Below are 20,989 nucleotides of genomic sequence, written 5' to 3' on the forward strand. Positions count from 1 at the left end.
TGGATTTGCCCCTATATTTCCAGACACCTGTTATCACTTAACCCATTACTGGCCTGCTGCCGCAGATATTCCCGTGGCGAGCGATAACCCAGTGCACTATGCGGATGCCATTCGTTATAATGCTCGAACGCCTCTGCAAGGTTCTTTGCTGCCGTTAACCCGTCTGGTTTAGGCATGATACTGATGTAGTCACGCTTTATCGTTTTCACGAAGCTCTCTGCTATGCCGTTACTCTCCGGACTCCGCACCGCCGTGTTCTTCGGTTCAAGCCCCAACATCCGGGCAAACTGCCGTGTTTCATTAGCCCGGTAGCATGAACCATTATCCGTCAGCCACTCTACTGGAGACGCCGGAAGCTCGTTGCCGAAGCGGCGTTCCACCGCTCCCAGCATTACGTCCTGTACTGTTTCACTGTCGAAGCCGCCCGTAGTGACTGCCCAGTGCAGTGCCTCACGGTCACAGCAGTCCAGCGCGAACGTGACTCGCAGTTTTTCTCCGTTATCACAGCGGAACTCGAACCCGTCAGAGCACCATCGTTGATTGCTTTCTTTCACGGCCACTTTGCCAGTATGTGCCCGTTTCGATGGCGGTACAGCGGTTTTTCGCTCAAGCAACAGCGCATTCTGGCGCATGATCCGGTAAACACGTTTGGCATTGATCGCAGGCATACCATCAAGTTCGGCCTGTCTGCGAAGCAGCGCCCATACCCGACGATAACCATACGTGGGCAGCTCTCCGATAACATGGTGTATACGGAGAAGCACATCCGTATCATCTGAGTGACGGCTGCGGCGACCATCTTTCCAGCCATCGGTTCGTCTGAGAATTACGTGCAACTGCGCACGCGACACCCGGAGACAACGGCTGACTAAGCTTACTCCCCATCCCCGGGCAATAAGGGCGCGTGCGCTATCCACTTTTTTGCACGCCCGTATTCAACGGCTTCTTTAAGGAGTTCATTTTCCATCGTTTTTTTGCCGAGCAGGCGCTGGAGTTCTTTAATCTGCTTCATGGCAGCAGCAAGTTCAGAGGCAGGAACGACCTGCTCTCCTGCGGCCACAGCAGTAAGACTTCCCTCCTGGTATTGCTTGCGCCAGAGAAATAACTGGCTGGCTGCCACACCGTGTTGCCGGGCAACAAGGGAGACCGTCATTCCCGGTTCAAAACTCTGCTGAACAATAGCGATCTTTTCCTGTGTAGTACGCCGTCTGCGTTTCTCCGGTCCTAAGACATCAATCATCTGCTCTCCAATGACTAGTCTAAAAACTAGTATTAAGACTATCACTTATTTAAGTGATATTGGTTGTCTGGAGATTCAGGGGGCCAGTCTACTTACATTAATAACCCTACTACGGCTCTTGACTGGGCCAATATGGATAATCCAGGTACAGTCGATGGTAACTATGTAAACTATAGCGGCTTTGTCTACTACAACAACGCCAATGGTGATTTCGATCAGACGTTCAACGGTGACACTGTTAATGGTACGATTTCTACCTATTATCTGAACCATGACTATGCCACTGATTCAGATAACACTCTGAACATTACGAATTCGAATATACATGGTTCAATTACTTCAAAGCTGCCTTTCGGCTACTGGAGTATTACACCAGCTTCTATTGACCCTGTAACTGGAGCTGTTACCCCTCGTATGTATAACGGTTATACATACGACAATGGTACTACCATTACTGATACAAATTGGTACGACGGTGATGTATTTACGCTGAATATTTCAAACTCTACTATTGATGATGATTATGAAGCGCTTTATTTCACTGACACTTATTTGAGCGGTGATGATGGTACTACAACTAAAACGACTAATGAGTCGTTCTATACGGCTTTAGGGGTTGCAGTAGATCTGAACGTAGAGAGCAATATCAATATTGCTAATAATTCTCGTGTTGCGGGTATTGCTTTGTCTCAGGGGGATACAACCAATACTGCGTATACATCCGAGTACCATCAGTGGGACAATAATATTAGCGTCTCCAACTCTACTGTGACTTCTGGTTCAGAAATTCCGTTGGAAGATGACTATGACGGAGCAAAATACTTCTTTGGTAACTCTGCTGAACCTAGTGACTATAATGGTGATGGTAGTGTAAATGATGTAGCACTGTCTTTCTCTGACAACGCTGATTCTAATTACTCCATGAAGAACAATGTTTACTTCGACCATTCTACCTTATTGGGCGATGTAGAGTTTTCTAGCCACTGGAATAATGATGGTGAATTCTTCTATTCAACAGGCTATGACAGCAACGGCGATGGTGTTAAGGATACCAACGGCGGCTGGATTGATGACAGTCAGAATGTTGATGAGCTAAATATTACTCTGGATAATGGTAGTAAATGGATTGGTTCGGCTAAGATTACTGCCGATGCTATTGCTCCAGCTAATATGTACGACGTTGCATATAATAGCCTTACCCCTGGTGCGACTATTGAAGCTAACGATTGGGATCGTGTTATTGACAACAAAGTATTCCAAAGTGGAGTATTTAACGTTGCATTAAACAATGGTTCAGAGTGGGATACTGTCAACTCTTCCATTATTGATACCTTAGCTGTAAATAATGGCTCTCAGGTAAATGTTACAGACTCTACCCTGGTATCAGACACCATTGGATTGACCAACGGTTCTAGTATGAATATCGGTGAAGATGGTCAGGTAGCAACTGATCATCTGACTATCGATAGCTACAGTACTGTTGCGCTGAATGATGATGTGACTCATTATGGTGATTATTCACTGTATGCCAATACTATCACTGTAACTAATGGTGGTATGTTGGATGTTAACGTTGATCAGTTTGATAATGGTGTATTCAGCACTGATAAACTGGAACTGACCAGCGGCAATACTGCTGATCACAACGGTAATGTTGTTTCTGGCGTGTTCAATATCCATAGCAGCGATTATGTTCTGAACGCTGACCTGGTGAACGACCGTACCTGGGATACCACTCAGGCTAACTATGGTTACGGTACTATCGCGATGAACTCTGACGGTCACCTGACCATCAACGGTAATGGCGATATCAACAACGGCGACGAACTGGATAACAGCTCTGTTGACAATGTTGTAGCGGCTACCGGTAACTATAAAGTGCGCATCGACAACGCTACTGGTGCCGGTTCTGTTGCGGATTACAAAGGCAACGAGCTGATTTATGTTAATGACGTAAACACCGATGCTACCTTCTCTGCAGCAAACAAAGCTGACCTGGGTGCTTACACCTATCAGGCTAAGCAGGAAGGCAACACTGTCGTGCTGGAACAGATGGAACTGACCGACTACGCTAACATGGCGCTGAGCATTCCTTCTGCGAACACCAATATCTGGAACCTGGAACAAGACACCGTTGGTACTCGTCTGACCAACGCTCGTCATGGCCTGGCGGATAACGGCGGCGCATGGGTAAGCTACTTCGGCGGTAACTTCAACGGCGACAACGGCACCATTAACTACGATCAGGATGTTAATGGCATCATGGTCGGTGTTGATACCAAAGTTGATGGTAACAACGCTAAGTGGATCGTTGGTGCGGCAGCAGGCTTCGCGAAAGGCGATCTGAGCGATCGTACCGGTCAGGTGGATCAGGACAGCCAGTCTGCCTACATCTACTCTTCCGCTCGTTTCGCAAACAACATCTTTGTTGATGGTAACTTGAGCTACTCTCACTTCAACAACGATTTGTCTGCTAACATGAGCGACGGTACTTACGTTGACGGCAACACCTCTTCTGACGCCTGGGGCTTCGGCTTGAAACTGGGTTATGATCTGAAGCTGGGTGATGCAGGCTACGTAACGCCTTACGGCAGCGTATCCGGTCTGTTCCAGTCTGGCGACGACTACCAGCTGAGCAACGACATGAAAGTTGACGGTCAGTCTTACGACAGCATGCGTTATGAACTCGGTGTAGATGCAGGTTATACCTTCACTTACAGCGAAGATCAGGCGCTGACCCCGTACTTCAAACTGGCTTACGTTTACGACGACTCCAACAACGATGCTGACGTAAACGGCGACTCTATCGACAACGGCGTAGAAGGTTCTGCGGTACGTGTTGGTCTGGGTACTCAGTTCAGCTTCACGAAGAACTTCAGCGCCTACACCGATGCTAACTACCTCGGCGGCGGTGATGTTGATCAAGACTGGTCTGCAAACGTTGGTGTTAAATATACCTGGTAATCATTTTCTCTCAGGAGAAATAAAGGTAATTTAAACTGAAAAATGCCCGTCAAGGACTTGACGGGCATTATTGCAAGGAATGCATATGTTATCTTTAAGCAAGCCACTACAGGAATTCTACAGACTCGATAAATGCCTTTCTAAGCATGGTACGCGTTTCGAGTTTGTTAATGATAAAGAGATTATCTGTTCACCTGATGAAAGTAATACCCATACCTTTGTTATTTTAGAGGGGGTTGTTTCGTTAGTTCGAGGTGATAAAGTTCTTATTGGTATTGTGCAGGCCCCCTTTATTTTCGGTTTAGCCGATGGTGTGGCGAAAAAAGAGGCACAATATAAATTAATTGCGGAGAGCGGTTGCATCGGTTATCGCCTCTCATCATCACAAACTCTTGCCATCATTGAGCAGAACCAACTGTGGCGTGAAGCCTTCTGTTGGATAGTATGGAAAAGTCAGGTACTGGAACTTCGTGACAAGCAGCTCATTGGTAATAATTCTTACGACCAGATTCGTGCGACGTTAATGACAATGATTGAGTGGGATGAAGAACTTCGCTCACGTATTGGTGTTATGAATTATATTCATCAACGAACGCGCGTATCGCGATCGGTGGTGGCGGAAGTTCTCGCGGCCCTGCGTAAGGGTAATTACATTGAAATGAATAAAGGCAAACTGATCAGTATTAACCGTTTGCCCTCTGAATATTAACAAGAATGTTGCGCCTCGTCTGATATAGCGCGAGGCGCGACGACTCAGGATGCAGGAATAGCAATCGGTTTATTGCCGCTTAGCTCAGTAACCAAATCGTTAATCCCGTCGCTCATATTGGTAAAACGCGTGAGGGGGGAACGGGTTACGACCACAAAAGCGCCAATATTATATTGTGGGATCATCGCCATATAGGTAATAAAACCGCCGCCGCCTCCTGTTTTCTGGATAATGCCAGGACGTCCGTCTTTTGGCGCCATATAGACCCAGCCCAGACCGAGCGCGTCGGCTTTACCCGGTACGTCCATCCCAATGATTTTCTTTAACTGTGTGCGCTGATAAATCAACGTTTGCATACGATCGGCCTGTTGGCTACGGTGATAGAAATCTGACGACAGATACTGTTGCATCCAGCGCATCATATCTCCTGGCGTAGAATAGACCCCGCCGCTGCCAATGGCAGCCAGCGTATTATTACAGGGGCTTGCGCCTTTTTCTGCCACCATCAGACGCTTACACTGATCGGGAGAAGGGGTAAACGTGGTGTCTTTCATTCCCAGCGGGCGAGTAATCTTTTCTTCAAACAGTTGCGTATAAGGTTTGCCGGAGGCGGTCGCCAGCGCGTCGGCTAACAGGTCGAACGCCAGATTGGAATAGGCCGCCTGCGAGCCTGGCGCGACTTTTAACGTTGCTGTGGAGAGCCAGTTCCAGCGTTGTTCGCGGGTTGGCCAGACAAATACCGGACGATGCGCCGCGCCGCCGGGCTGTTCTCGCGGAAGCGCGCTGGTGTGGGTCGCTAAGTTGACCAACGTAATCGGCGTGCCTTGATACGTCGGGACATGCGCGCCGGGAGGCGCATATTTGCTGAGAGGATCGTTTAATTTTACCGTTCCCTGATCGAGCAATTTTACCAACATTTCACTGGTCATTAGCTTGGTGAGCGAAGCGATACGAATGACCGAATCAAGCTGTGGACGAACATTATTGCCCGGTCTGGTGTCACCGAAACTACGAAATACGCGTTGATTGCCGTCGATCACCACCAGCGCCATGCCCGTGGCGCCGCTACCATAAAAGATATGCTCGGCATAACGATCAACGATATCAGAGGCAAAAACCGGATCGGCAATCGGCTGAGCCGCCTGGACAGAAGTAAGGGATGCCGCAAACAGCATGGCAGTAAAAAGCAGACTACGTTTCAACGGTGATGTCCATAAGTGAAATAACGGTGGTTATGCGTATTTATACTACCCGGCGGCACATTGCAAAACGTTAAAGAGAAAAAAGTGGGTGAAAAAACGTAACGGCGGGTTTTCGTGATGGAGAATGTTTACTTTTGTGATAGAGCGCTTGTGATAACCTGATAGCGTCAGCCTGCCTGCTTAGGATGAAACTCGTCGAAACAATTCTGTTGAGCAGAAGTGCGAACTAAGCGTCACAACGTAGGTCACAATGCCTGGTTTAGCCCTTTCATTTGCGTGGGCATGGCGTGATATTGCCGTCATCACAGCAGCCGTAATAAAGAGAAGAAGTTAGCAGGAGAGCATGATGTTTAAATCTTTTTTCCCAAAGCCAGGGCCGTTTTTCATGTCGGCGTTTGTTTGGGCGCTGATCGCCGTCATTTTCTGGCAGGCGGGAGGAGGAGATTGGGTGGCGCGACTTGTGGGGGCATCCGATGAAGTGCCTATCAGCGCAGCGCGCTTCTGGTCGCTGGACTATCTGATTTTTTATGCTTATTACCTGATTTGCGTGGGTTTATTTGCAACGTTCTGGTTCATCTATAGCCCGCACCGCTGGCAGTACTGGTCGATACTTGGCACCTCGCTCATTATTTTTGTCACCTGGTTTTTGGTGGAGGTTGGCGTCGCGGTTAACGCCTGGTACGCACCGTTCTATGATTTGATTCAAACGGCGCTCAGCTCGCCGCACAAGGTCACTCTTGGTCAATTTTATCATGAAGTGGGGGTGTTTCTCGGTATTGCGCTTATCGCCGTGGTGATCGGTGTGCTGAACAACTTCTTTGTCAGCCACTATGTATTTCGCTGGCGTACCGCAATGAATGAGCACTATATGGCGCACTGGCAGTACCTGCGCCATATCGAAGGGGCTGCCCAGCGTGTGCAGGAAGACACCATGCGTTTTGCCTCTACACTGGAGAATATGGGCGTGAGTTTTATCAATGCCATCATGACGCTCATCGCCTTTCTGCCGGTGTTGGTCACTCTGTCAGCGCATGTGCCGAATTTACCCATCGTAGGGCATATCCCTTACGGCCTGGTCATTGCCGCTATAGTCTGGTCATTAATGGGGACGGGCCTGCTGGCGGTCGTCGGGATCAAATTGCCGGGGCTGGAATTTAAAAATCAGCGAGTGGAAGCCGCTTATCGTAAGGAGCTGGTCTACGGTGAAGATGACGCCAGCCGCGCCACGCCGCCCACCGTCCGTGAACTGTTTAGCGCGGTGCGTCATAACTACTTCCGTCTCTACTTTCACTATATGTATTTCAACATCGCGCGCATTCTCTATTTGCAGGTCGATAACGTTTTCGGTTTGTTCCTGCTGTTTCCTTCCATTGTTGCCGGTACGATTACGCTGGGGCTGATGACGCAAATCACCAACGTGTTTGGCCAGGTGCGCGGTTCGTTCCAGTATTTGATTAACTCCTGGACGACGCTGGTGGAGCTGATGTCTATTTATAAACGTTTACGTAGCTTTGAACGTCAGTTGGATGGTCAGCCAGTTCAGGAAGTGACCCACTCTTTTAGCTAACAGAAGGAAACGTTATGTCGGCGGCGTCCCGTCTTTATCCTCTGCCTTTTCTGGCGGTCGCCATATTGGCTGGCTGTAGTAGTCAATCCGGGCAGCCGGTGAGCAAGGGCGAGAAGCCTGTCGACGTGGCAAGCGTAGTACGTCAGAAAATGCCAGCCACTGTCAAAGACAGAGAGGCCTGGGCGAAAGATATCACGACAACATTTAAGAGCCAGGGGCTGGCGCCGACGGTAGAAAATATCTGTTCGGTGCTGGCTGTCGCCCAGCAGGAGTCCGGTTATCAGGCGGATCCTGTCGTGCCGGGGCTAAGTAAAATCGCCTGGCAGGAGATTGATCGCCGCGCTGAACGACTACACATTCCGCTGTTTCTGGTGCACACCGCGCTGAAAATTAACTCCCCCAACGGCAAGAGCTATAGCGAACGCCTGGACACGGTAAAAACCGAAAAACAGCTTAGCGCTATTTTTGACGACTTTATCAATATGGTCCCTATGGGGCAGACGCTATTTGGCTCATATAACCCGGTGCATACGGGCGGCCCGATGCAGGTCAGCATTGCCTTTGCCGAACAGCACGCGAAAGGTTATCCGTGGAAGATGGCGGGTACGGTACGTCAGGAGGTCTTTACGCGCCGTGGCGGGTTGTGGTTTGGAACCTACCATTTGCTGAATTACCCGGCGAACTACAGCGCGCCTGTTTTCCGCTTCGCCGACTTCAACGCGGGATGGTACGCCAGCCGTAACGCTGCGTTCCAGAATGCCGTCAGTAAAGCCAGTGGGGTAAAACTGGCGCTGGATGGCGATCTGATTCGTTATAACAGCAAGGAACCGGGCAAAACAGAGTTAGCGGTGCGCAAACTGGCAGGGCAGTTGGGAATGAGTGAGCGTGAAATTCGCAGCCAACTGGAGAAAGGCGATAGCCTGGCGTTTGAAAAAACGGCGCTCTACAAGAAAGTCTATAAACTGGCCGAGGCCAAAACGGGCAAGACGCTTGCGCGGGAAATGTTGCCCGGTATTCAACTGGAAAGTCCGAAGATCACGCGTAAGCTGACGACCGCCTGGTTTGCTAAACGAGTTGATGAGCGGCGGGCGCGGTGTATGGGGCGATAAATTTCGCGCTGGGATATTTTCTCCAGCGCGCTAAGGTTTATTGGTGACGGTGACGCCAGCGTAAAAACGCGGCGATAACGGCGAAAATGAGGCAGCCCGTGAGGAAGGGCACCAGGCCAAAAATCGTCCCGACGCCCAGCCCAATCTCTACCCGCGGTCGACCTGTATCCTGTACCTGCATCAGATGCTCATAGATGCCCGGCGCATGAACCAGCAGGTTTAAGAGTTGCGCTCCGGCCCAGAAGCAAAACAGTACAAATATGGCGTAAGCAATATTTCCGGGCGTAGAGGAGGTTTCTCGATGCTTCCCGCTGAACAGCGATTTTGAGAGAGTGAAATCAGCCATAAAGACCTCCAGGATGATCGGCTACGATCTGGCGTTATGCCATCGGCTTACTGTGAAGTCTGACAGGTCATTGTGTTTGTCAATATCAGAATCATGGTAATTTCACATACGGAATGTATCCATCGCGTAAATTTTTGTTAGTTGTCACAAAACGATCACTTTTATCAAAATCAATTAACATTTAAGAAATTCCGTATCCCCCACAGACTCGCTCGCCAGAAGTATGTAAAAATACGTTTTTGTTGCTGTTAATACGTCGGAGTCGTTATGCGTTTGCCTGTAAAAATTCGTCGTGACTGGCACTACTATGCCTTCTCTATTGGCCTTATCTTTATTTTGAATGGCGTCGTAGGATTGCTGGGTTTTGAGGCGAAAGGATGGCAAACCTATGGTGTTGGGCTGGTAACGTGGATTATTAGCTTCTGGCTGGCGGGGTTCATCATTCGCCGGCGCGAAGATGATGAGGTAAAAGACGCCCGATAAACGTTGCGCTATCGGGCGTGCGCTATTACATCGTGGTTTTTAAGGCATTATTCGCCGTATGGCGTTCCAGCGCCAGCTCAATCAGACGGCTGATCAAATCGGTATAGCCCAGTCCGCTCGCCTGCCAGAGTTTTGGATACATACTGATATTGGTAAAACCTGGCAGCGTATTGATCTCGTTAATCACGACCTCATTGTCTGCCGTTAAAAAGACATCGACACGCGCCATACCCGCGCACCCCAGCGTCTGATAAGCCTGGATCGCGATCGCGCGGATCTTGTCATTCACCTCGGAAGGGATCTGCGCAGGCACGACAACTTGTGCGCCGTTATCATCAATATACTTAGTATCGTAGGCGTAAAATTCGCTATTCAGTACGATTTCGCCGCAGGTACTGGCCTGTGGGTTATCGTTACCTAATACGGCGCATTCGATCTCGCGCCCTTTGATCCCTTGCTCCACCACCACTTTATGATCGAATTCGAAAGCCAGCGCGACCGCCTGCTGATATTGCGCTTCGTTAGCGACTTTACTGACGCCGACCGAAGAGCCCTGATTGGCGGGCTTAACGAACAGCGGCAGTCCCAGACGGGATTCAACCTCGGCAAAACTAAACGCGTGACGATTCGTTCGGGTGAGTGTAATAAACGGAGCGATATTCAGTCCTGCATCGCGTAGCAGTCGTTTGGCGACGTCTTTATCCATGCAGGCTGCGGAGCTCAGCACGTCTGAACCGACAAACGGTAAGTTTGCGACGCGCAGCATCCCCTGCAATGAGCCGTCTTCGCCCAGCGTACCGTGGACGATAGGAAAAATAACATCTACCGTCGGTAGCGGCTGCCCGTTCTGAGCGTTAATCAATTGGTGTTGGTGTTTGCCAGGCACCTGGGCCAGACTGATTGCCGAAGGACGTAGCGCGATATGTGCCGGATCGTCTGCATTCTGCAAATAATTTTCCGCATCGTTAACATGCCATTGTCCCGCCTTATCTATCCCTAACAGCACCACGTCGAAGCGGGTTTTATCGATCGCATCAACGATATTTTTCGCTGATTGCAAAGACACTTCATGTTCCGCCGACTTACCGCCAAATACTATTCCTACCCGCAATTTCGCCATCTTAAAAACCCATTCCATCGAATGCAAAGCGTATACATTACCACGACAAAACGCGGGTTTCGCGGGGTTCTGCCATAATGTTTATGGGATGTGAGAACGGAGGCCGCGTGAGAGGTAAGGGTTTTCTGATTATTGTGCTGTTGGGCGGTATTGGCGGGCTGGGATATCGTTATCTTCCCTCTTATTATAATCCTTTTGCTCCGCTACAACTTGCCGATCCGCCAGGCTGGATCACGACCTTCAAACTACAGCGCCTGACGCCGTCGCAGTGCCGGGAGCTGTTGACGGCGGCCAATCAACAGGGATTAATTTCATCACAACCTGTTGCGGATAGCGCTGGTGAATGTCCCTTGTCCCATGTTGTGCGCGTCAGAGATTTTGGCCAGGTCAAACTGAGCAGCAGTTTTTTAGCCTCCTGCCCGCTGGCGCTGCGCTCCGCGCTGTTTGTCGAACAGCAGGCAAAACCTTTAACAGAAACGTGGATGAAGCGCCGCCTGACCCGCATCGAACATCTGGGCAGCTATGCCTGCCGTAATATTTATCACCGCCCGGATGCGCGTCGCAGTGAACATGCCAGCGCAGAAGCGCTGGATGTCAGCGGGTTTCAGCTATCAGATGGCCGAAAAATCACTGTTCTGCGCGGCTGGGGGCGTCAGGAGACGGGGCCCTGGTTACGCGCTATGTTAAACGCCAGTTGCCATTATTATGGCAATGGGCTCGGGCCTGACTATAACGCTGCGCATGCTAACCATTTTCATCTTGGAATGCGGGGCTACGGCGTGTGTCGTTAAAGCATAAACGTCTGCCTTGCGCGGCTATATAATGTGACATGTTTCACAAAAATGATGAACGGGGAGACAAAATAGCAAAGTGTGACGTATCGCACCTCTGGAACCACCAGGAAAAAGAGAACTTGCTAAGCTAACGCGTATTTTCAGCTACTTACTGTTACGAGTCTTATGGAATCCTGGAAAGTTAATCTAATTTCCGTTTGGTTTGGATGTTTTTTTACCGGGCTGGCAATCAGCCAAATCCTGCCATTCTTACCCCTTTATATTTCCCAGCTTGGCGTCTCTTCCCATGAAGCGTTATCAATGTGGTCCGGGTTAACGTTTAGCATCACGTTTCTTATTTCCGCCATTGTGTCGCCGATGTGGGGCAGTCTCGCCGATCGTAAAGGGCGTAAACTGATGCTATTGCGCGCGTCGCTCGGGATGGCGATAGCTATTCTACTGCAGGCATTTGCGACCCATGTCTGGCAACTTTTCCTGCTGCGCGGAATCATGGGGTTAACGTCAGGCTATATCCCCAATGCCATGGCGCTGGTAGCCTCTCAGGTACCGCGCGAACGTAGCGGCTGGGCGCTCAGTACGCTTTCTACCGCGCAGATCAGCGGCGTTATCGGCGGGCCGTTAATGGGCGGCTTTGTCGCGGATCATATCGGGCTGCGGGCGGTATTTCTGATTACCGCCATGCTGTTGGTGGTGAGCTTTCTGGTCACGCTATTTTTAATTAAAGAAGGCGTGCGTCCGGTCATCAGGAAAAGCGAACGCCTGAGCGGTAAAGCCGTTTTTGCGTCGTTACCTTATCCTGCGCTGGTGATCAGTTTGTTTTTTACCACGATGGTCATTCAACTCTGTAATGGTTCCATCAGTCCAATCCTGGCGCTGTTTATCAAATCAATGATGCCGGACAGTAATAACATCGCCTTTCTTAGCGGGTTAATTGCCTCGGTGCCCGGTATCTCTGCGCTTATCTCCGCGCCTCGCCTGGGAAAACTTGGCGACAGAATCGGCACGGAAAGAATTCTGATGGCCACGCTTATCTGCGCAGTGCTGCTTTTCTTCGCGATGTCCTGGGTCACCACGCCGTTCCAGTTGGGGCTGTTGCGTTTCTTGTTAGGCTTTGCCGATGGCGCGATGTTACCCGCCGTACAAACGTTATTGGTGAAATACTCCAGTGACCAAATTACCGGACGTATTTTTGGCTACAACCAGTCATTTATGTACCTGGGCAACGTGGTTGGGCCGTTGATGGGCGCGACGGTATCGGCGATGGCCGGTTTCCGCTGGGTTTTTATCGCTACGGCGGCGATCGTGTTGATCAATATCGGGCAACTGACCCTGGCGTTACGTCGTCGGCGTAACGCGCAAAAAGCGAAAGGCCAATAGCGGTGCATCGTAACGGCGCTTCTGCCGTTACGATATGGTTTAAATTAAAAGATATATTCTTTATCCGTGAAGTTTTTCTATAGATGGCATAACCTTAAATTATGATATAGCGTGATTATTGTTTTTTGATGGTTTATTATCGTCTCGTTTTCGGTCTGAGAAACGTTTCGCTGCGGCGACAGTGATAATTATTTGTGTAAAGTTCTTCCTGTATCATAAAAATAGTACTTTCAGCCTCTAGGCAGTGGTTCTTCATAGTGATAACGTCACCCTGGAACTAATAAGGAAATATGGTCATGAAAAATCTCATAGCAGAGTTGTTGCTTAAGCTAGCCCAAAAAGAAGAAGAGTCGAAAGAACTGGTTGCTCAGGTAGAAGCGTTAGAGATTATCGTCACAGCAATGTTACGTAACATGGCGCAAAACGAGCAGGAGATGTTGATACGTCAGGTAGAGGGGGCACTTGAAGGCGTAAAGCCGGATGCCAGCGTTCCTGATCACGATACGGAATTGCTGCGCCAATATGTAAAAAAGTTGCTGAGACACCCCCGGCACTAATCGTATTTTAAAACAACACAGTTGTTATAACGTTACTTTTATGAAATAACATAGCCGCTTCGTTTTTATTTTCTTCTGGGTAATACAGAGCGAAATAAAAACGAAGCGGCTATGGTAATAACAGTGTAACGCTATGCGCTGTTCTTCTGCATCCTGCCAGTGTGACTGTGGATAATCGAATTGCACATTAGCCTACGGTTTGTCAATCAATAAAACATCTATTGCTAACGGTAAGTAATACTTTTACAACCGGGTGGTATTTTTGCCAGTAACGGCCAGACTTATATAAAGTCCCTGGGATATTTCCCAAAGGGACAACGTGTAATGTGTACACTGACAAAAGGATGGTGCTATGAAAATAACATTACTGGTGACTTTACTTTTTGGCCTGGTCTTTTTAACCGCCGTCGGCGCAACCGAGAAACCGTTAACGCCGCAACAGCAGCGCATGACGACCTGTAATCAGCAGGCGACAGCGCAAGCGTTGAAAGGCGATGCGCGTAAAACCTACCTTAGCGACTGTCTAAAAAACAGTCAGTCAGCCCCTGGCGAGAAAAGCCTGACGCCGCAACAGCAGAAAATGCGTGAATGCAATGTTCAGGCGACGGAACAATCACTGAAAGGCGATGACCGTAGCAAGTTTATGAGCGCCTGCCTGAAAAAAGCGGCGTAGTGCTATCGGGTGAGTCCTGAAAAACACTCACCCGAAATTTCATACTTCCTCCATGCGCTCTGTTTCTATAATTTGGGAAAATTGTTTCTAAATGTTCCCAAAAATAATGAATGATGAAAATTTTTACCGAAAAGCGGTTGAACAGGCGGTAGCGCCGCCTGACCCTTCTGATGATCGCCAGCGCTCCGGATTGCGCTTCGCCCGGCGCATCAGGCTACCGCGAGCGGTGGGGTTAGGGGGGATGTTTTTACCGGTGGCCGCCGTGTTAGTGTCGCAACCTGTCTTTGGCGGCTGGTGGCTATTGCTGGTCGGCTGGTCTTTTGTCTGGCCGCATCTGGCGTGGCAGTGGGCGGCGAAAGCCCTTGATCCGCTACGCCAGGAAATTTACAACCTGAAAGTGGATGCGATCCTCTCCGGCATGTGGATCGCGTTGATGGGCGTCAATATGTTGCCTGCCGCCGCGCTGTTTATGATGATGAGCATGAATCTGATGGGCGCTGGCGGGCGGCGGCTATTCACTGTCGGAATGGGCCTTTTGCTGGCGTCATGTCTGGTGACGTTGCAGCTTACCGGGCTACCCGTCGCGATGCGAAGCTCGTCGCTGGAAGTCACGCTCTCTTTGCCCGTCATTATGTTGTATCCGCTTCTGTTCGCCTGGGTAAGTTATCAAACGGCCATTAAATTAGCGGAACATAAGCGACGCTTGCAGGCGATGAGTTCGCGGGATGGCATGACCGGCGTCTATAACCGACGCCACTGGGAAATTTTATTACGTAATGAATTCGATCACAGCCGACGCCACCATCGGGAGGCGACATTGTTGATTATCGATATCGATCATTTTAAGAGCATTAACGACACTTGGGGACATGATGTTGGGGATGAGGCTATTATCGCCCTGACGCGTCAATTACAGATAACGCTACGCGGGAGTGATATTATCGGGCGCTTTGGCGGCGACGAATTTGCGGTGATTATGTGCGGAACGCCGGCAGACAGCGCGATTACCGCCATGTCGCGAGTGCATGAACGGCTAAATACCTTACGCTTGCCGGGCGCGCCGCAGGTCATGTTACGTATCAGCGTGGGCGTGGCGCCGTTAACGCCACAAATCGGTCATTATCGGGAATGGTTAAAGTCTGCGGATATGGCGCTTTACAAAGCAAAGAATGCCGGACGTAACCGCACCGAAGTGGCGGCATGACGTCCAGCCGGGCTTCAGGATTTACTGAGCGCCTCTGATTTTTCCATACACTTCGTCATCGCTTCTATTACCGCTGCGCGGAAGCCACGTTCTTCCAGAACGCGTACGGCTTCAATCGTCGTTCCGCCAGGCGAGCACACCATATCTTTCAGTTCGCCGGGATGCTTTCCGGTTTCGAGTACCATTTTCGCCGATCCCATAACGGCCTGCGCGGCGAATTTATAAGCCTGAGCACGAGGCATACCGCCCAGAACGGCAGCGTCCGCCATCGCCTCGATAAACATAAAGACATAGGCCGGCGAAGATCCGCTCACGCCAACCACCGGATGGATCATCGGCTCAGCAATTACTTCCGCCTCGCCAAAGCAGCGGAAAATATTCAGCACATCAGCCGTATCTTCCGGTGTGACCAGCGCGTTGGGTGTGACGGAGGTCATTCCTGCGTTGACCAGCGACGGCGTATTCGGCATAGCGCGAATGATTTTACGGTCGTGCCCCAGCGCGCGCGCAAGCTGATCAAGCGTTACGCCTGCGGCGATAGAGACCACCAGCGAGTCTTTGTTCAGGCTGGAGGAGATTTCACTGAGCACTTTCACCATAATGCCCGGTTTTACCGCGCCGAAAACGATATCCGCGACCTGAGCGACCTCCTGCGCGCTTTGCGCCGCATTAATGCCGTACTGATCATGCAGGGCGGCGACTTTATCGGGGGAGGGGGTGTAGACCCAGATCTGGCCGGGAAGTACCTGACCGCTGGCAATCAGTCCGCCAAGAATAGCCTTGCCCATATTACCGCAGCCAATAAAACCGATTTTCTTCTCCATCTCGTCACTCCCTATGTTTGTGTGTTATGGGGAATGGTTAGCTTAACGCGGATTGAAAACGGGCAGAAGGAGAAACAGCACTTTGATGAAAGGCAAAAGCGCGAGACAATAAAAGATTGTATACCGTACGGGAGACATTATGACCATCTGGGTGGATGCGGATGCGTGTCCGAATGTCATTAAAGAAATTTTGTACCGCGCCGCCGAGCGGATGCAGTTGCCGCTTATTCTGGTTGCCAATCAGGCCTTGCGCGTGCCGCCTTCGCGTTTTATCCGCACGCTCCGCGTGGCCGCCGGGTTTGACGTGGCGGACAATGAAATCGTGCGTCAATGCGAAGCGGGCGATCTGGTGATTACCGCGGATATTCCGCTGGCGGCTGAAGTGCTGGAAAAAGGCGCTGCGGCTCTTAATCCCCGGGGAGAACGCTATAGCGACGCCACGATTCGCGAACGTCTGACGATGCGTGACTTTATGGACACGCTACGCGCCAGCGGCGTACAAACGGGGGGGCCAAACACTCTCTCGCCGCGCGATCGTCAGCATTTTGCCGCCGAGCTGGATAAGTGGTGGCTGGAAAGCCAGCGTAAAAAATAAATCCTGTAATGAAAAATTTACAGTTTATTCATTTCTGATTCTTGCTATAGTACTAATATTGTGACTTTAGTACCTTTGTGTAAATTATTATTTACATTTATGCGTTGTACTAGTTAGATGATATGATTATAACATTGCTGATATCAAATCCTGCGTATGCGCAGTTCCTGGGGGAACGCCTGCTATGATGCAACCTCTTTATCTTGTTGGCCCGCGGGGCTGTGGGAAAACCACCATCGGTATGGCGCTGGCGCAGGCAACCGGTTTTCGGTTTGCAGATACCGACCGCTGGCTGCAATCGCACGTGCAGATGAGCGTCGCTGATATCGTTGAAAAAGAAGGCTGGGGAGGGTTCCGCGCTCGGGAAACCGCGGCCCTGGAGGCGGTAAGCGCGCCTTCGACTGTCGTGGCGACGGGAGGCGGTATTATTCTCACGGAGTATAACCGACGTTATATGCACCGTGTTGGCGTAGTGATTTATCTGTGCGCGCCGGTATCCACGCTGGTTAACCGGCTTGAGGCTGAACCTGAAGCGGATCTGCGCCCGACCCTCACCGGCAAGCCGTTGAGCGAAGAGGTTCGGGAAGTGCTTGAGCAGCGTGACGCGTTGTATCGCGAAACGGCGCATTACATTATTGACGCGACGAAAGCGCCGGCCCAGGTCGTTTCTGAAATTATCGCGGCGCTGCCGCCGTCGACGCAACGGTTACAGGGAGATGTCTATACTTAACGCTCACCCAGAATAAAGGAAACGCTATGCCAACCAGACCACCTTATCCGCGGGAGGCTTATATCGTCACCATTGAAAAAGGCACGCCGGGCCAGACGGTGACGTGGTATCAGCTACGGGCTGACCATCCGAAACCTGATTCGCTCATCAGCGAGCATCCGACCGCAGAAGAAGCGATGGATGCGAAAAAACGTTACGAAGATCCGGATAAATCATAGACGCATGAACCACTCGGAAGGGATTCTGAGTACCCCTAAATTGTATCTCCATCACATTCTTGAAACATTTATACTGGCAACTAAAACCGTAAATTAAGCGATAACAATACAATATTGGAGTTATTTGGAATCTTTACACAATACGTTGCTCATCTGCTGCTACGCTTTCTGAGATTTGTAGGGCAGGTAGCGCGGTGAGCGTGTGAATATTTGCCCGGGAATTACGACGAAGTAATAAGGTGGAATAAAAATGAGTGCGTCGTTGGCAATCCTCACAATCGGCGTTGTGCCAATGAGCGAAGTGTTACCGCTTCTGACGGAATACATCGACGAACAACACATCACCCATCATAGCCTGCTGGGAAAAATGAGCCGGGAAGACGTTATGGCGGATTACGCTGTAGAGCCTGGCGACGATCCGCTTTTGACGTTGCTGAATGATAACCAGATAGCCCATGTTTCCCGCCAGAAAGTGGAGCGAGATTTACAAAGCGTTGTCGAGGTGCTGGATAACCAGGGTTATGACGTCATTATACTGATGAGCACCGCGGCGATTAAAAGTATGGCAGCCCGTAATTCTATTTTGCTTGAACCGCTGCGTATTATTCCACCGCTTGTCGCCTCTATTGTGGATGGGCATCAGGTGGGCGTGATTGTGCCTGTTGCAGAACTTCTGGCGGCCCAGGAGAAAAAATGGCAGGTATTGCAAATGCCGCCGGTGTATTCGCTGGCGAATCCGGTTCACGGTTCTGAGCAACAGTTAATTGATGCCGGGCAGGCGCTACTGGATCAAGGCGCGGACGTCATTATGCTGGATTGTCTGGGTTTTCATCAGCGTCATCGGGATATTTTACAGCAGGCGCTGGATGTGCCGGTTTTACTCTCTAATGTTTTGATTGCGCGGTTAGCTTCAGAACTGCTTGTCTAATTTTACGTGACAGGCCGAACGTCAGGACTCTATATTGGGTGTTAATTTAATAATGAGACGGGGCCTGATTATGCTACAAAGCAATGAATACTTTTCCGGGAAAGTGAAGTCTATTGGATTTACCAGCAGTAGCATCGGCCGGGCCAGCGTTGGTGTGATGGCGGAAGGGGAGTATACCTTTGGCACCGCCGAACCCGAAGAGATGACGGTTGTGAGCGGCGCGTTGAAGGTACTGTTGCCGGGAACTGTCGAATGGAAAGTGTATACAGCCGGTGAGGTGTTTAACGTGCCTGGCCACAGCGAGTTTCATCTACAGGTCGCTGAGCCCACCTCGTATCTGTGCCGCTATTTGTAACGGAACGGTGAGTCCCCTCTCCGGCGGAGAGGGACCCTCTGGTTAGCGCTGCGCTTCGCCGCCTAATCCTTCCACCAGGCTTTGAATCAGCGCCGCCAGCTCGCCGGTCATCAGGATAAAGTCCGCGTCAAAACGTTGGGCAAAATCTTCCCGGTCGATATCTTCGTTCTGATCGCGCAGCTCATCGCAGAATTTCAGACGCTTAATGGAGCCGTCGTCGCACATGACGAATTGAATACGCTGCTGCCAGTCGAGCGCCAGCTTCGTGACCACTTTACCCGCTTCAATATGAACGGCGATCTCGTCGCTGACCAGATCCTGCTTTTTCGCGCGGATCACGCCGCCATCTTCCAGCATCGCTTTCAATTCGGCTTCGTCCAGCAACTGGAAACCCTGAGCGACCGTACCGGAGCGCACCCACTCGGTGAGCGTCAGCTCAATCGGATTTTCCAGCGCCAGCGGGACGACCGGCAGCGAGCCAAGACTTTTACGCAGTAGCGCCAAAGTATCTTCCGCTTTTTTCGCGCTGGCGCAGTCAACCATAATCAGGCCGTTAACGGTATCAATCCACATCATTGTCTGACTGAAGCGGCTAAACGCGCGCGGCAGCAACGAATGCAACACTTCATCCTTCAGGGAATCTTTTTCCGTCTTCTTCAGCTTGCGACCCTGATCGGCTTCCAGTTTCTGGATTTTCGCCTCCAGTGCCTGTTTGATCACTGGCGATGGCAGGATTTTCTCTTCTTTGCGCGCGCAAATAATAATTTGGCCATTGGCGGTGTGCGTTAACGCATCGCTGTGAGAGCCCATCGGCGGAACCCAGCCCATTTTGGCCATATCCTGGCTACCGCATGGGGTAAACGTCATTGAGGCGAGCTGTTTCTCCATCTCTTCGGCGCGTAATGTGATATCGCGGCTAAGACGGTAAACCATTAAATTTTTGAACCACAGCATGATAATTTCCACGGCCTTGTCGTTAAATCCAGGCGGTATAGTAACGAATTGTCGGCAGGCTTGCATTGCCAATCAGAACGGTGAATTCTACCCTGTTGATATTCCCAAAAAATGAGGAGCGGTATGTGCGTATTGGTATCGATTTAGGCGGCACAAAAACGGAAGTCATTGCGCTTGATGATGCAGGAGAGCAGCGGTTTCGCCATCGTCTGCCTACGCCGCGGGAGGATTATCAGCAAACGATAGAAACCATCGCTACGCTGGTCGACATGGCGGAACAGGCGACCGGCCAGACCGGTAGCGTTGGCATTGGCATTCCCGGTTCTCTCTCGCCTTACACCGGCGTGGTAAAAAACGCTAATTCTACGTGGCTTAACGGCCAGCCGTTCGATAGCGATGTGAGCCGTCGTCTGAAGCGTGAAGTGCGGTTAGCCAACGATGCCAATTGCCTGGCGGTATCGGAAGCGGTAGATGGCGCGGCGGCGGGGGCGCAAACGGTATTTGCGGTGATTATCGGTACCGGGTGCGGCGCGGGCGTAGCGCTAAATGGCCGGGCGCACATCGGCGGCAACGGTACGGCAGGTGAATGGGGTCACAATCCGTTGCCGTGGATGGATGACGATGAGTTGCGTTACCGCGAAGAAATTCCCTGTTATTGCGGTAAACAAGGCTGTATCGAAACCTTTATTTCCGGTACGGGATTTGCCACGGATTACCAGCGTTTGAGCGGTAAAGCGCTAAAAGGCGATGAGATTATTCGTCTGGTCGACGCGCAGGACGCCGTGGCGGAACTGGCGTTAAGCCGTTATGAGCTGCGGCTGGCGAAAGCATTATCTCATGTCGTGAATATTCTGGATCCGGATGTCATTGTGCTGGGCGGCGGTATGAGTAATGTTGAGCGCCTGTACAAGACGGTTCCGTCGCTGATGAAATCGTTTGTTTTTGGCGGCGAGTGCGAGACGCCGGTACGTAAGGCGCGGCATGGCGATTCGAGCGGCGTGCGCGGCGCGGCCTGGCTGTGGCCGCTGGCGTAACGTTTT

At 50.7% G+C, this 20,989-nt stretch carries 21 protein-coding genes and 1 pseudogene; 16 read left to right on the top strand and 6 right to left on the bottom strand.

What is annotated here, in order from left to right:
- Positions 1–11: 11 nt before the first annotated feature.
- A protein-coding gene (locus tag ABVN36_RS15835) for an IS3 family transposase (protein WP_164528041.1) occupies positions 12–1,240 on the bottom strand; the annotation gives its coding sequence in 2 pieces (ribosomal slippage) (positions 12–925 and positions 925–1,240; 1,230 coding nt in all).
- Between the two features lie 90 nt (positions 1,241–1,330).
- On the opposite strand from ABVN36_RS15835, the pseudogene ABVN36_RS15840 reads away from it, so the two are divergent.
- Positions 1,331–4,204, top strand: a pseudogene (locus ABVN36_RS15840) (autotransporter outer membrane beta-barrel domain-containing protein); the annotation flags it as partial.
- Between the two features lie 85 nt (positions 4,205–4,289).
- Positions 4,290–4,913: a hydrogen peroxide resistance inhibitor IprA gene (iprA, locus tag ABVN36_RS15845; RefSeq protein WP_000950242.1), complete on the top strand. Its 624-nt coding sequence runs from the start codon at positions 4,290–4,292 to the stop codon at positions 4,911–4,913.
- A gap of 44 nt (positions 4,914–4,957) precedes the next feature.
- On the opposite strand, the gene ampH is transcribed toward iprA, so the two are convergent.
- Entirely contained in the window at positions 4,958–6,115 is a 1,158-nt protein-coding gene (gene ampH / locus ABVN36_RS15850; RefSeq protein WP_000830777.1) for a D-alanyl-D-alanine-carboxypeptidase/endopeptidase AmpH, read from the bottom strand.
- Positions 6,116–6,461: 346 nt separating this feature from the next.
- Here ampH and sbmA point away from each other — a divergent pair, with 346 nt between their 5' ends.
- Positions 6,462–7,682 carry a peptide antibiotic transporter SbmA gene (sbmA, locus tag ABVN36_RS15855; RefSeq protein ID WP_000477024.1) on the top strand — a complete coding sequence of 407 codons (1,221 nt, stop codon included), beginning with the start codon at positions 6,462–6,464 and terminating at the stop codon, positions 7,680–7,682.
- A 14-nt stretch (positions 7,683–7,696) separates the two neighbouring features.
- Positions 7,697–8,791, top strand: a complete 1,095-nt coding sequence (gene yaiW / locus ABVN36_RS15860; RefSeq protein ID WP_023137925.1) for a surface-exposed outer membrane lipoprotein YaiW — start codon at positions 7,697–7,699, stop codon at positions 8,789–8,791.
- Between the two features lie 37 nt (positions 8,792–8,828).
- Here yaiW and ABVN36_RS15865 read toward each other — a convergent pair whose 3' ends face one another.
- Positions 8,829–9,137, bottom strand: a complete 309-nt coding sequence (locus tag ABVN36_RS15865) for a YaiY family protein (protein WP_000763139.1) — start codon at positions 9,135–9,137, stop codon at positions 8,829–8,831.
- A gap of 267 nt (positions 9,138–9,404) precedes the next feature.
- Here ABVN36_RS15865 and ABVN36_RS15870 point away from each other — a divergent pair, with 267 nt between their 5' ends.
- A complete protein-coding gene (locus ABVN36_RS15870) occupies positions 9,405–9,620 on the top strand; it encodes a DUF2754 family protein (protein ID WP_001239240.1) in 216 nt (71 codons plus the stop codon).
- A gap of 25 nt (positions 9,621–9,645) precedes the next feature.
- Here ABVN36_RS15870 and ddlA read toward each other — a convergent pair whose 3' ends face one another.
- A complete protein-coding gene (gene ddlA / locus ABVN36_RS15875) occupies positions 9,646–10,740 on the bottom strand; it encodes a D-alanine--D-alanine ligase (RefSeq protein ID WP_001096588.1) in 1,095 nt (364 codons plus the stop codon).
- Positions 10,741–10,817: 77 nt separating this feature from the next.
- Between ddlA and ABVN36_RS15880 the strand changes: the two genes are divergently transcribed.
- From ABVN36_RS15880 to adrA, 5 genes are all read left to right on the top strand, one after another.
- Positions 10,818–11,531: an extensin family protein gene (locus ABVN36_RS15880; RefSeq protein WP_000480794.1), complete on the top strand. Its 714-nt coding sequence runs from the start codon at positions 10,818–10,820 to the stop codon at positions 11,529–11,531.
- Positions 11,532–11,699: 168 nt separating this feature from the next.
- Complete coding sequence (locus ABVN36_RS15885) at positions 11,700–12,911, top strand: multidrug efflux MFS transporter (RefSeq protein WP_000446772.1); 1,212 nt, start codon at positions 11,700–11,702, stop codon at positions 12,909–12,911.
- A gap of 296 nt (positions 12,912–13,207) precedes the next feature.
- On the top strand, positions 13,208–13,468 hold the full coding sequence (iraP, locus tag ABVN36_RS15890) for an anti-adapter protein IraP (RefSeq protein ID WP_001518423.1): 261 nt from the start codon (positions 13,208–13,210) through the stop codon (positions 13,466–13,468).
- Positions 13,469–13,820: 352 nt separating this feature from the next.
- Complete coding sequence (gene psiF, locus ABVN36_RS15895; protein WP_000705165.1) at positions 13,821–14,141, top strand: phosphate starvation-inducible protein PsiF; 321 nt, start codon at positions 13,821–13,823, stop codon at positions 14,139–14,141.
- 91 nt (positions 14,142–14,232) lie between these two features.
- Complete coding sequence (gene adrA, locus ABVN36_RS15900) at positions 14,233–15,345, top strand: diguanylate cyclase AdrA (RefSeq protein ID WP_000484097.1); 1,113 nt, start codon at positions 14,233–14,235, stop codon at positions 15,343–15,345.
- A gap of 14 nt (positions 15,346–15,359) precedes the next feature.
- On the opposite strand, the gene proC is transcribed toward adrA, so the two are convergent.
- Positions 15,360–16,169: a pyrroline-5-carboxylate reductase gene (gene proC, locus ABVN36_RS15905; protein WP_000412193.1), complete on the bottom strand. Its 810-nt coding sequence runs from the start codon at positions 16,167–16,169 to the stop codon at positions 15,360–15,362.
- Positions 16,170–16,308: 139 nt separating this feature from the next.
- Between proC and ABVN36_RS15910 the strand changes: the two genes are divergently transcribed.
- From ABVN36_RS15910 to ppnP, 5 genes are all read left to right on the top strand, one after another.
- Positions 16,309–16,764: a YaiI/YqxD family protein gene (locus tag ABVN36_RS15910; RefSeq protein ID WP_000158137.1), complete on the top strand. Its 456-nt coding sequence runs from the start codon at positions 16,309–16,311 to the stop codon at positions 16,762–16,764.
- Between the two features lie 184 nt (positions 16,765–16,948).
- Positions 16,949–17,494 (top strand): shikimate kinase AroL, encoded by a 546-nt coding sequence (gene aroL, locus ABVN36_RS15915; RefSeq protein WP_000983569.1) that lies wholly within the window; start codon positions 16,949–16,951, stop codon positions 17,492–17,494.
- A gap of 26 nt (positions 17,495–17,520) precedes the next feature.
- Positions 17,521–17,712, top strand: coding sequence for a protein YaiA (yaiA, locus tag ABVN36_RS15920; protein ID WP_001143161.1), 192 nt, complete (start codon positions 17,521–17,523; stop codon positions 17,710–17,712).
- A 250-nt stretch (positions 17,713–17,962) separates the two neighbouring features.
- On the top strand, positions 17,963–18,640 hold the full coding sequence (locus ABVN36_RS15925) for an AroM family protein (protein ID WP_001276437.1): 678 nt from the start codon (positions 17,963–17,965) through the stop codon (positions 18,638–18,640).
- A 70-nt stretch (positions 18,641–18,710) separates the two neighbouring features.
- Positions 18,711–18,995 carry a pyrimidine/purine nucleoside phosphorylase gene (ppnP, locus tag ABVN36_RS15930; protein WP_000941945.1) on the top strand — a complete coding sequence of 95 codons (285 nt, stop codon included), beginning with the start codon at positions 18,711–18,713 and terminating at the stop codon, positions 18,993–18,995.
- Between the two features lie 42 nt (positions 18,996–19,037).
- Here the strand turns inward: ppnP and rdgC are convergent, their stop codons facing one another.
- Positions 19,038–19,949, bottom strand: a complete 912-nt coding sequence (gene rdgC / locus ABVN36_RS15935; protein ID WP_000964305.1) for a recombination-associated protein RdgC — start codon at positions 19,947–19,949, stop codon at positions 19,038–19,040.
- A gap of 125 nt (positions 19,950–20,074) precedes the next feature.
- On the opposite strand from rdgC, the gene mak reads away from it, so the two are divergent.
- Entirely contained in the window at positions 20,075–20,983 is a 909-nt protein-coding gene (gene mak / locus ABVN36_RS15940) for a fructokinase (RefSeq protein ID WP_001219270.1), read from the top strand.
- Positions 20,984–20,989 lie beyond the last annotated feature (6 nt).

This window comes from Salmonella sp. SJTUF15581 (genome assembly GCF_043356775.1).
GTDB classification, from domain to species: Bacteria; Pseudomonadota; Gammaproteobacteria; order Enterobacterales; family Enterobacteriaceae; genus Salmonella; species Salmonella enterica.

Excerpts from the sequence above, each read along its gene's own strand:
- iprA (WP_000950242.1), top strand. The coding sequence starts at position 4,290 with ATGTTATCTTTAAGCAAGCCACTACAGGAATTCTACAGACTCGATAAA.
- sbmA (WP_000477024.1), top strand. The coding sequence starts at position 6,462 with ATGTTTAAATCTTTTTTCCCAAAGCCAGGGCCGTTTTTCATGTCGGCG.
- yaiW (WP_023137925.1), top strand. The coding sequence starts at position 7,697 with ATGTCGGCGGCGTCCCGTCTTTATCCTCTGCCTTTTCTGGCGGTCGCC.
- ABVN36_RS15865 (WP_000763139.1), bottom strand. The coding sequence starts at position 9,137 with ATGGCTGATTTCACTCTCTCAAAATCGCTGTTCAGCGGGAAGCATCGA.
- ABVN36_RS15870 (WP_001239240.1), top strand. The coding sequence starts at position 9,405 with ATGCGTTTGCCTGTAAAAATTCGTCGTGACTGGCACTACTATGCCTTC.
- ddlA (WP_001096588.1), bottom strand. The coding sequence starts at position 10,740 with ATGGCGAAATTGCGGGTAGGAATAGTATTTGGCGGTAAGTCGGCGGAA.
- ABVN36_RS15880 (WP_000480794.1), top strand. The coding sequence starts at position 10,818 with ATGTTTATGGGATGTGAGAACGGAGGCCGCGTGAGAGGTAAGGGTTTT.
- ABVN36_RS15885 (WP_000446772.1), top strand. The coding sequence starts at position 11,700 with ATGGAATCCTGGAAAGTTAATCTAATTTCCGTTTGGTTTGGATGTTTT.
- iraP (WP_001518423.1), top strand. The coding sequence starts at position 13,208 with ATGAAAAATCTCATAGCAGAGTTGTTGCTTAAGCTAGCCCAAAAAGAA.
- psiF (WP_000705165.1), top strand. The coding sequence starts at position 13,821 with ATGAAAATAACATTACTGGTGACTTTACTTTTTGGCCTGGTCTTTTTA.
- adrA (WP_000484097.1), top strand. The coding sequence starts at position 14,233 with ATGTTCCCAAAAATAATGAATGATGAAAATTTTTACCGAAAAGCGGTT.
- proC (WP_000412193.1), bottom strand. The coding sequence starts at position 16,169 with ATGGAGAAGAAAATCGGTTTTATTGGCTGCGGTAATATGGGCAAGGCT.
- ABVN36_RS15910 (WP_000158137.1), top strand. The coding sequence starts at position 16,309 with ATGACCATCTGGGTGGATGCGGATGCGTGTCCGAATGTCATTAAAGAA.
- aroL (WP_000983569.1), top strand. The coding sequence starts at position 16,949 with ATGATGCAACCTCTTTATCTTGTTGGCCCGCGGGGCTGTGGGAAAACC.
- yaiA (WP_001143161.1), top strand. The coding sequence starts at position 17,521 with ATGCCAACCAGACCACCTTATCCGCGGGAGGCTTATATCGTCACCATT.
- ABVN36_RS15925 (WP_001276437.1), top strand. The coding sequence starts at position 17,963 with ATGAGTGCGTCGTTGGCAATCCTCACAATCGGCGTTGTGCCAATGAGC.
- ppnP (WP_000941945.1), top strand. The coding sequence starts at position 18,711 with ATGCTACAAAGCAATGAATACTTTTCCGGGAAAGTGAAGTCTATTGGA.
- rdgC (WP_000964305.1), bottom strand. The coding sequence starts at position 19,949 with ATGCTGTGGTTCAAAAATTTAATGGTTTACCGTCTTAGCCGCGATATC.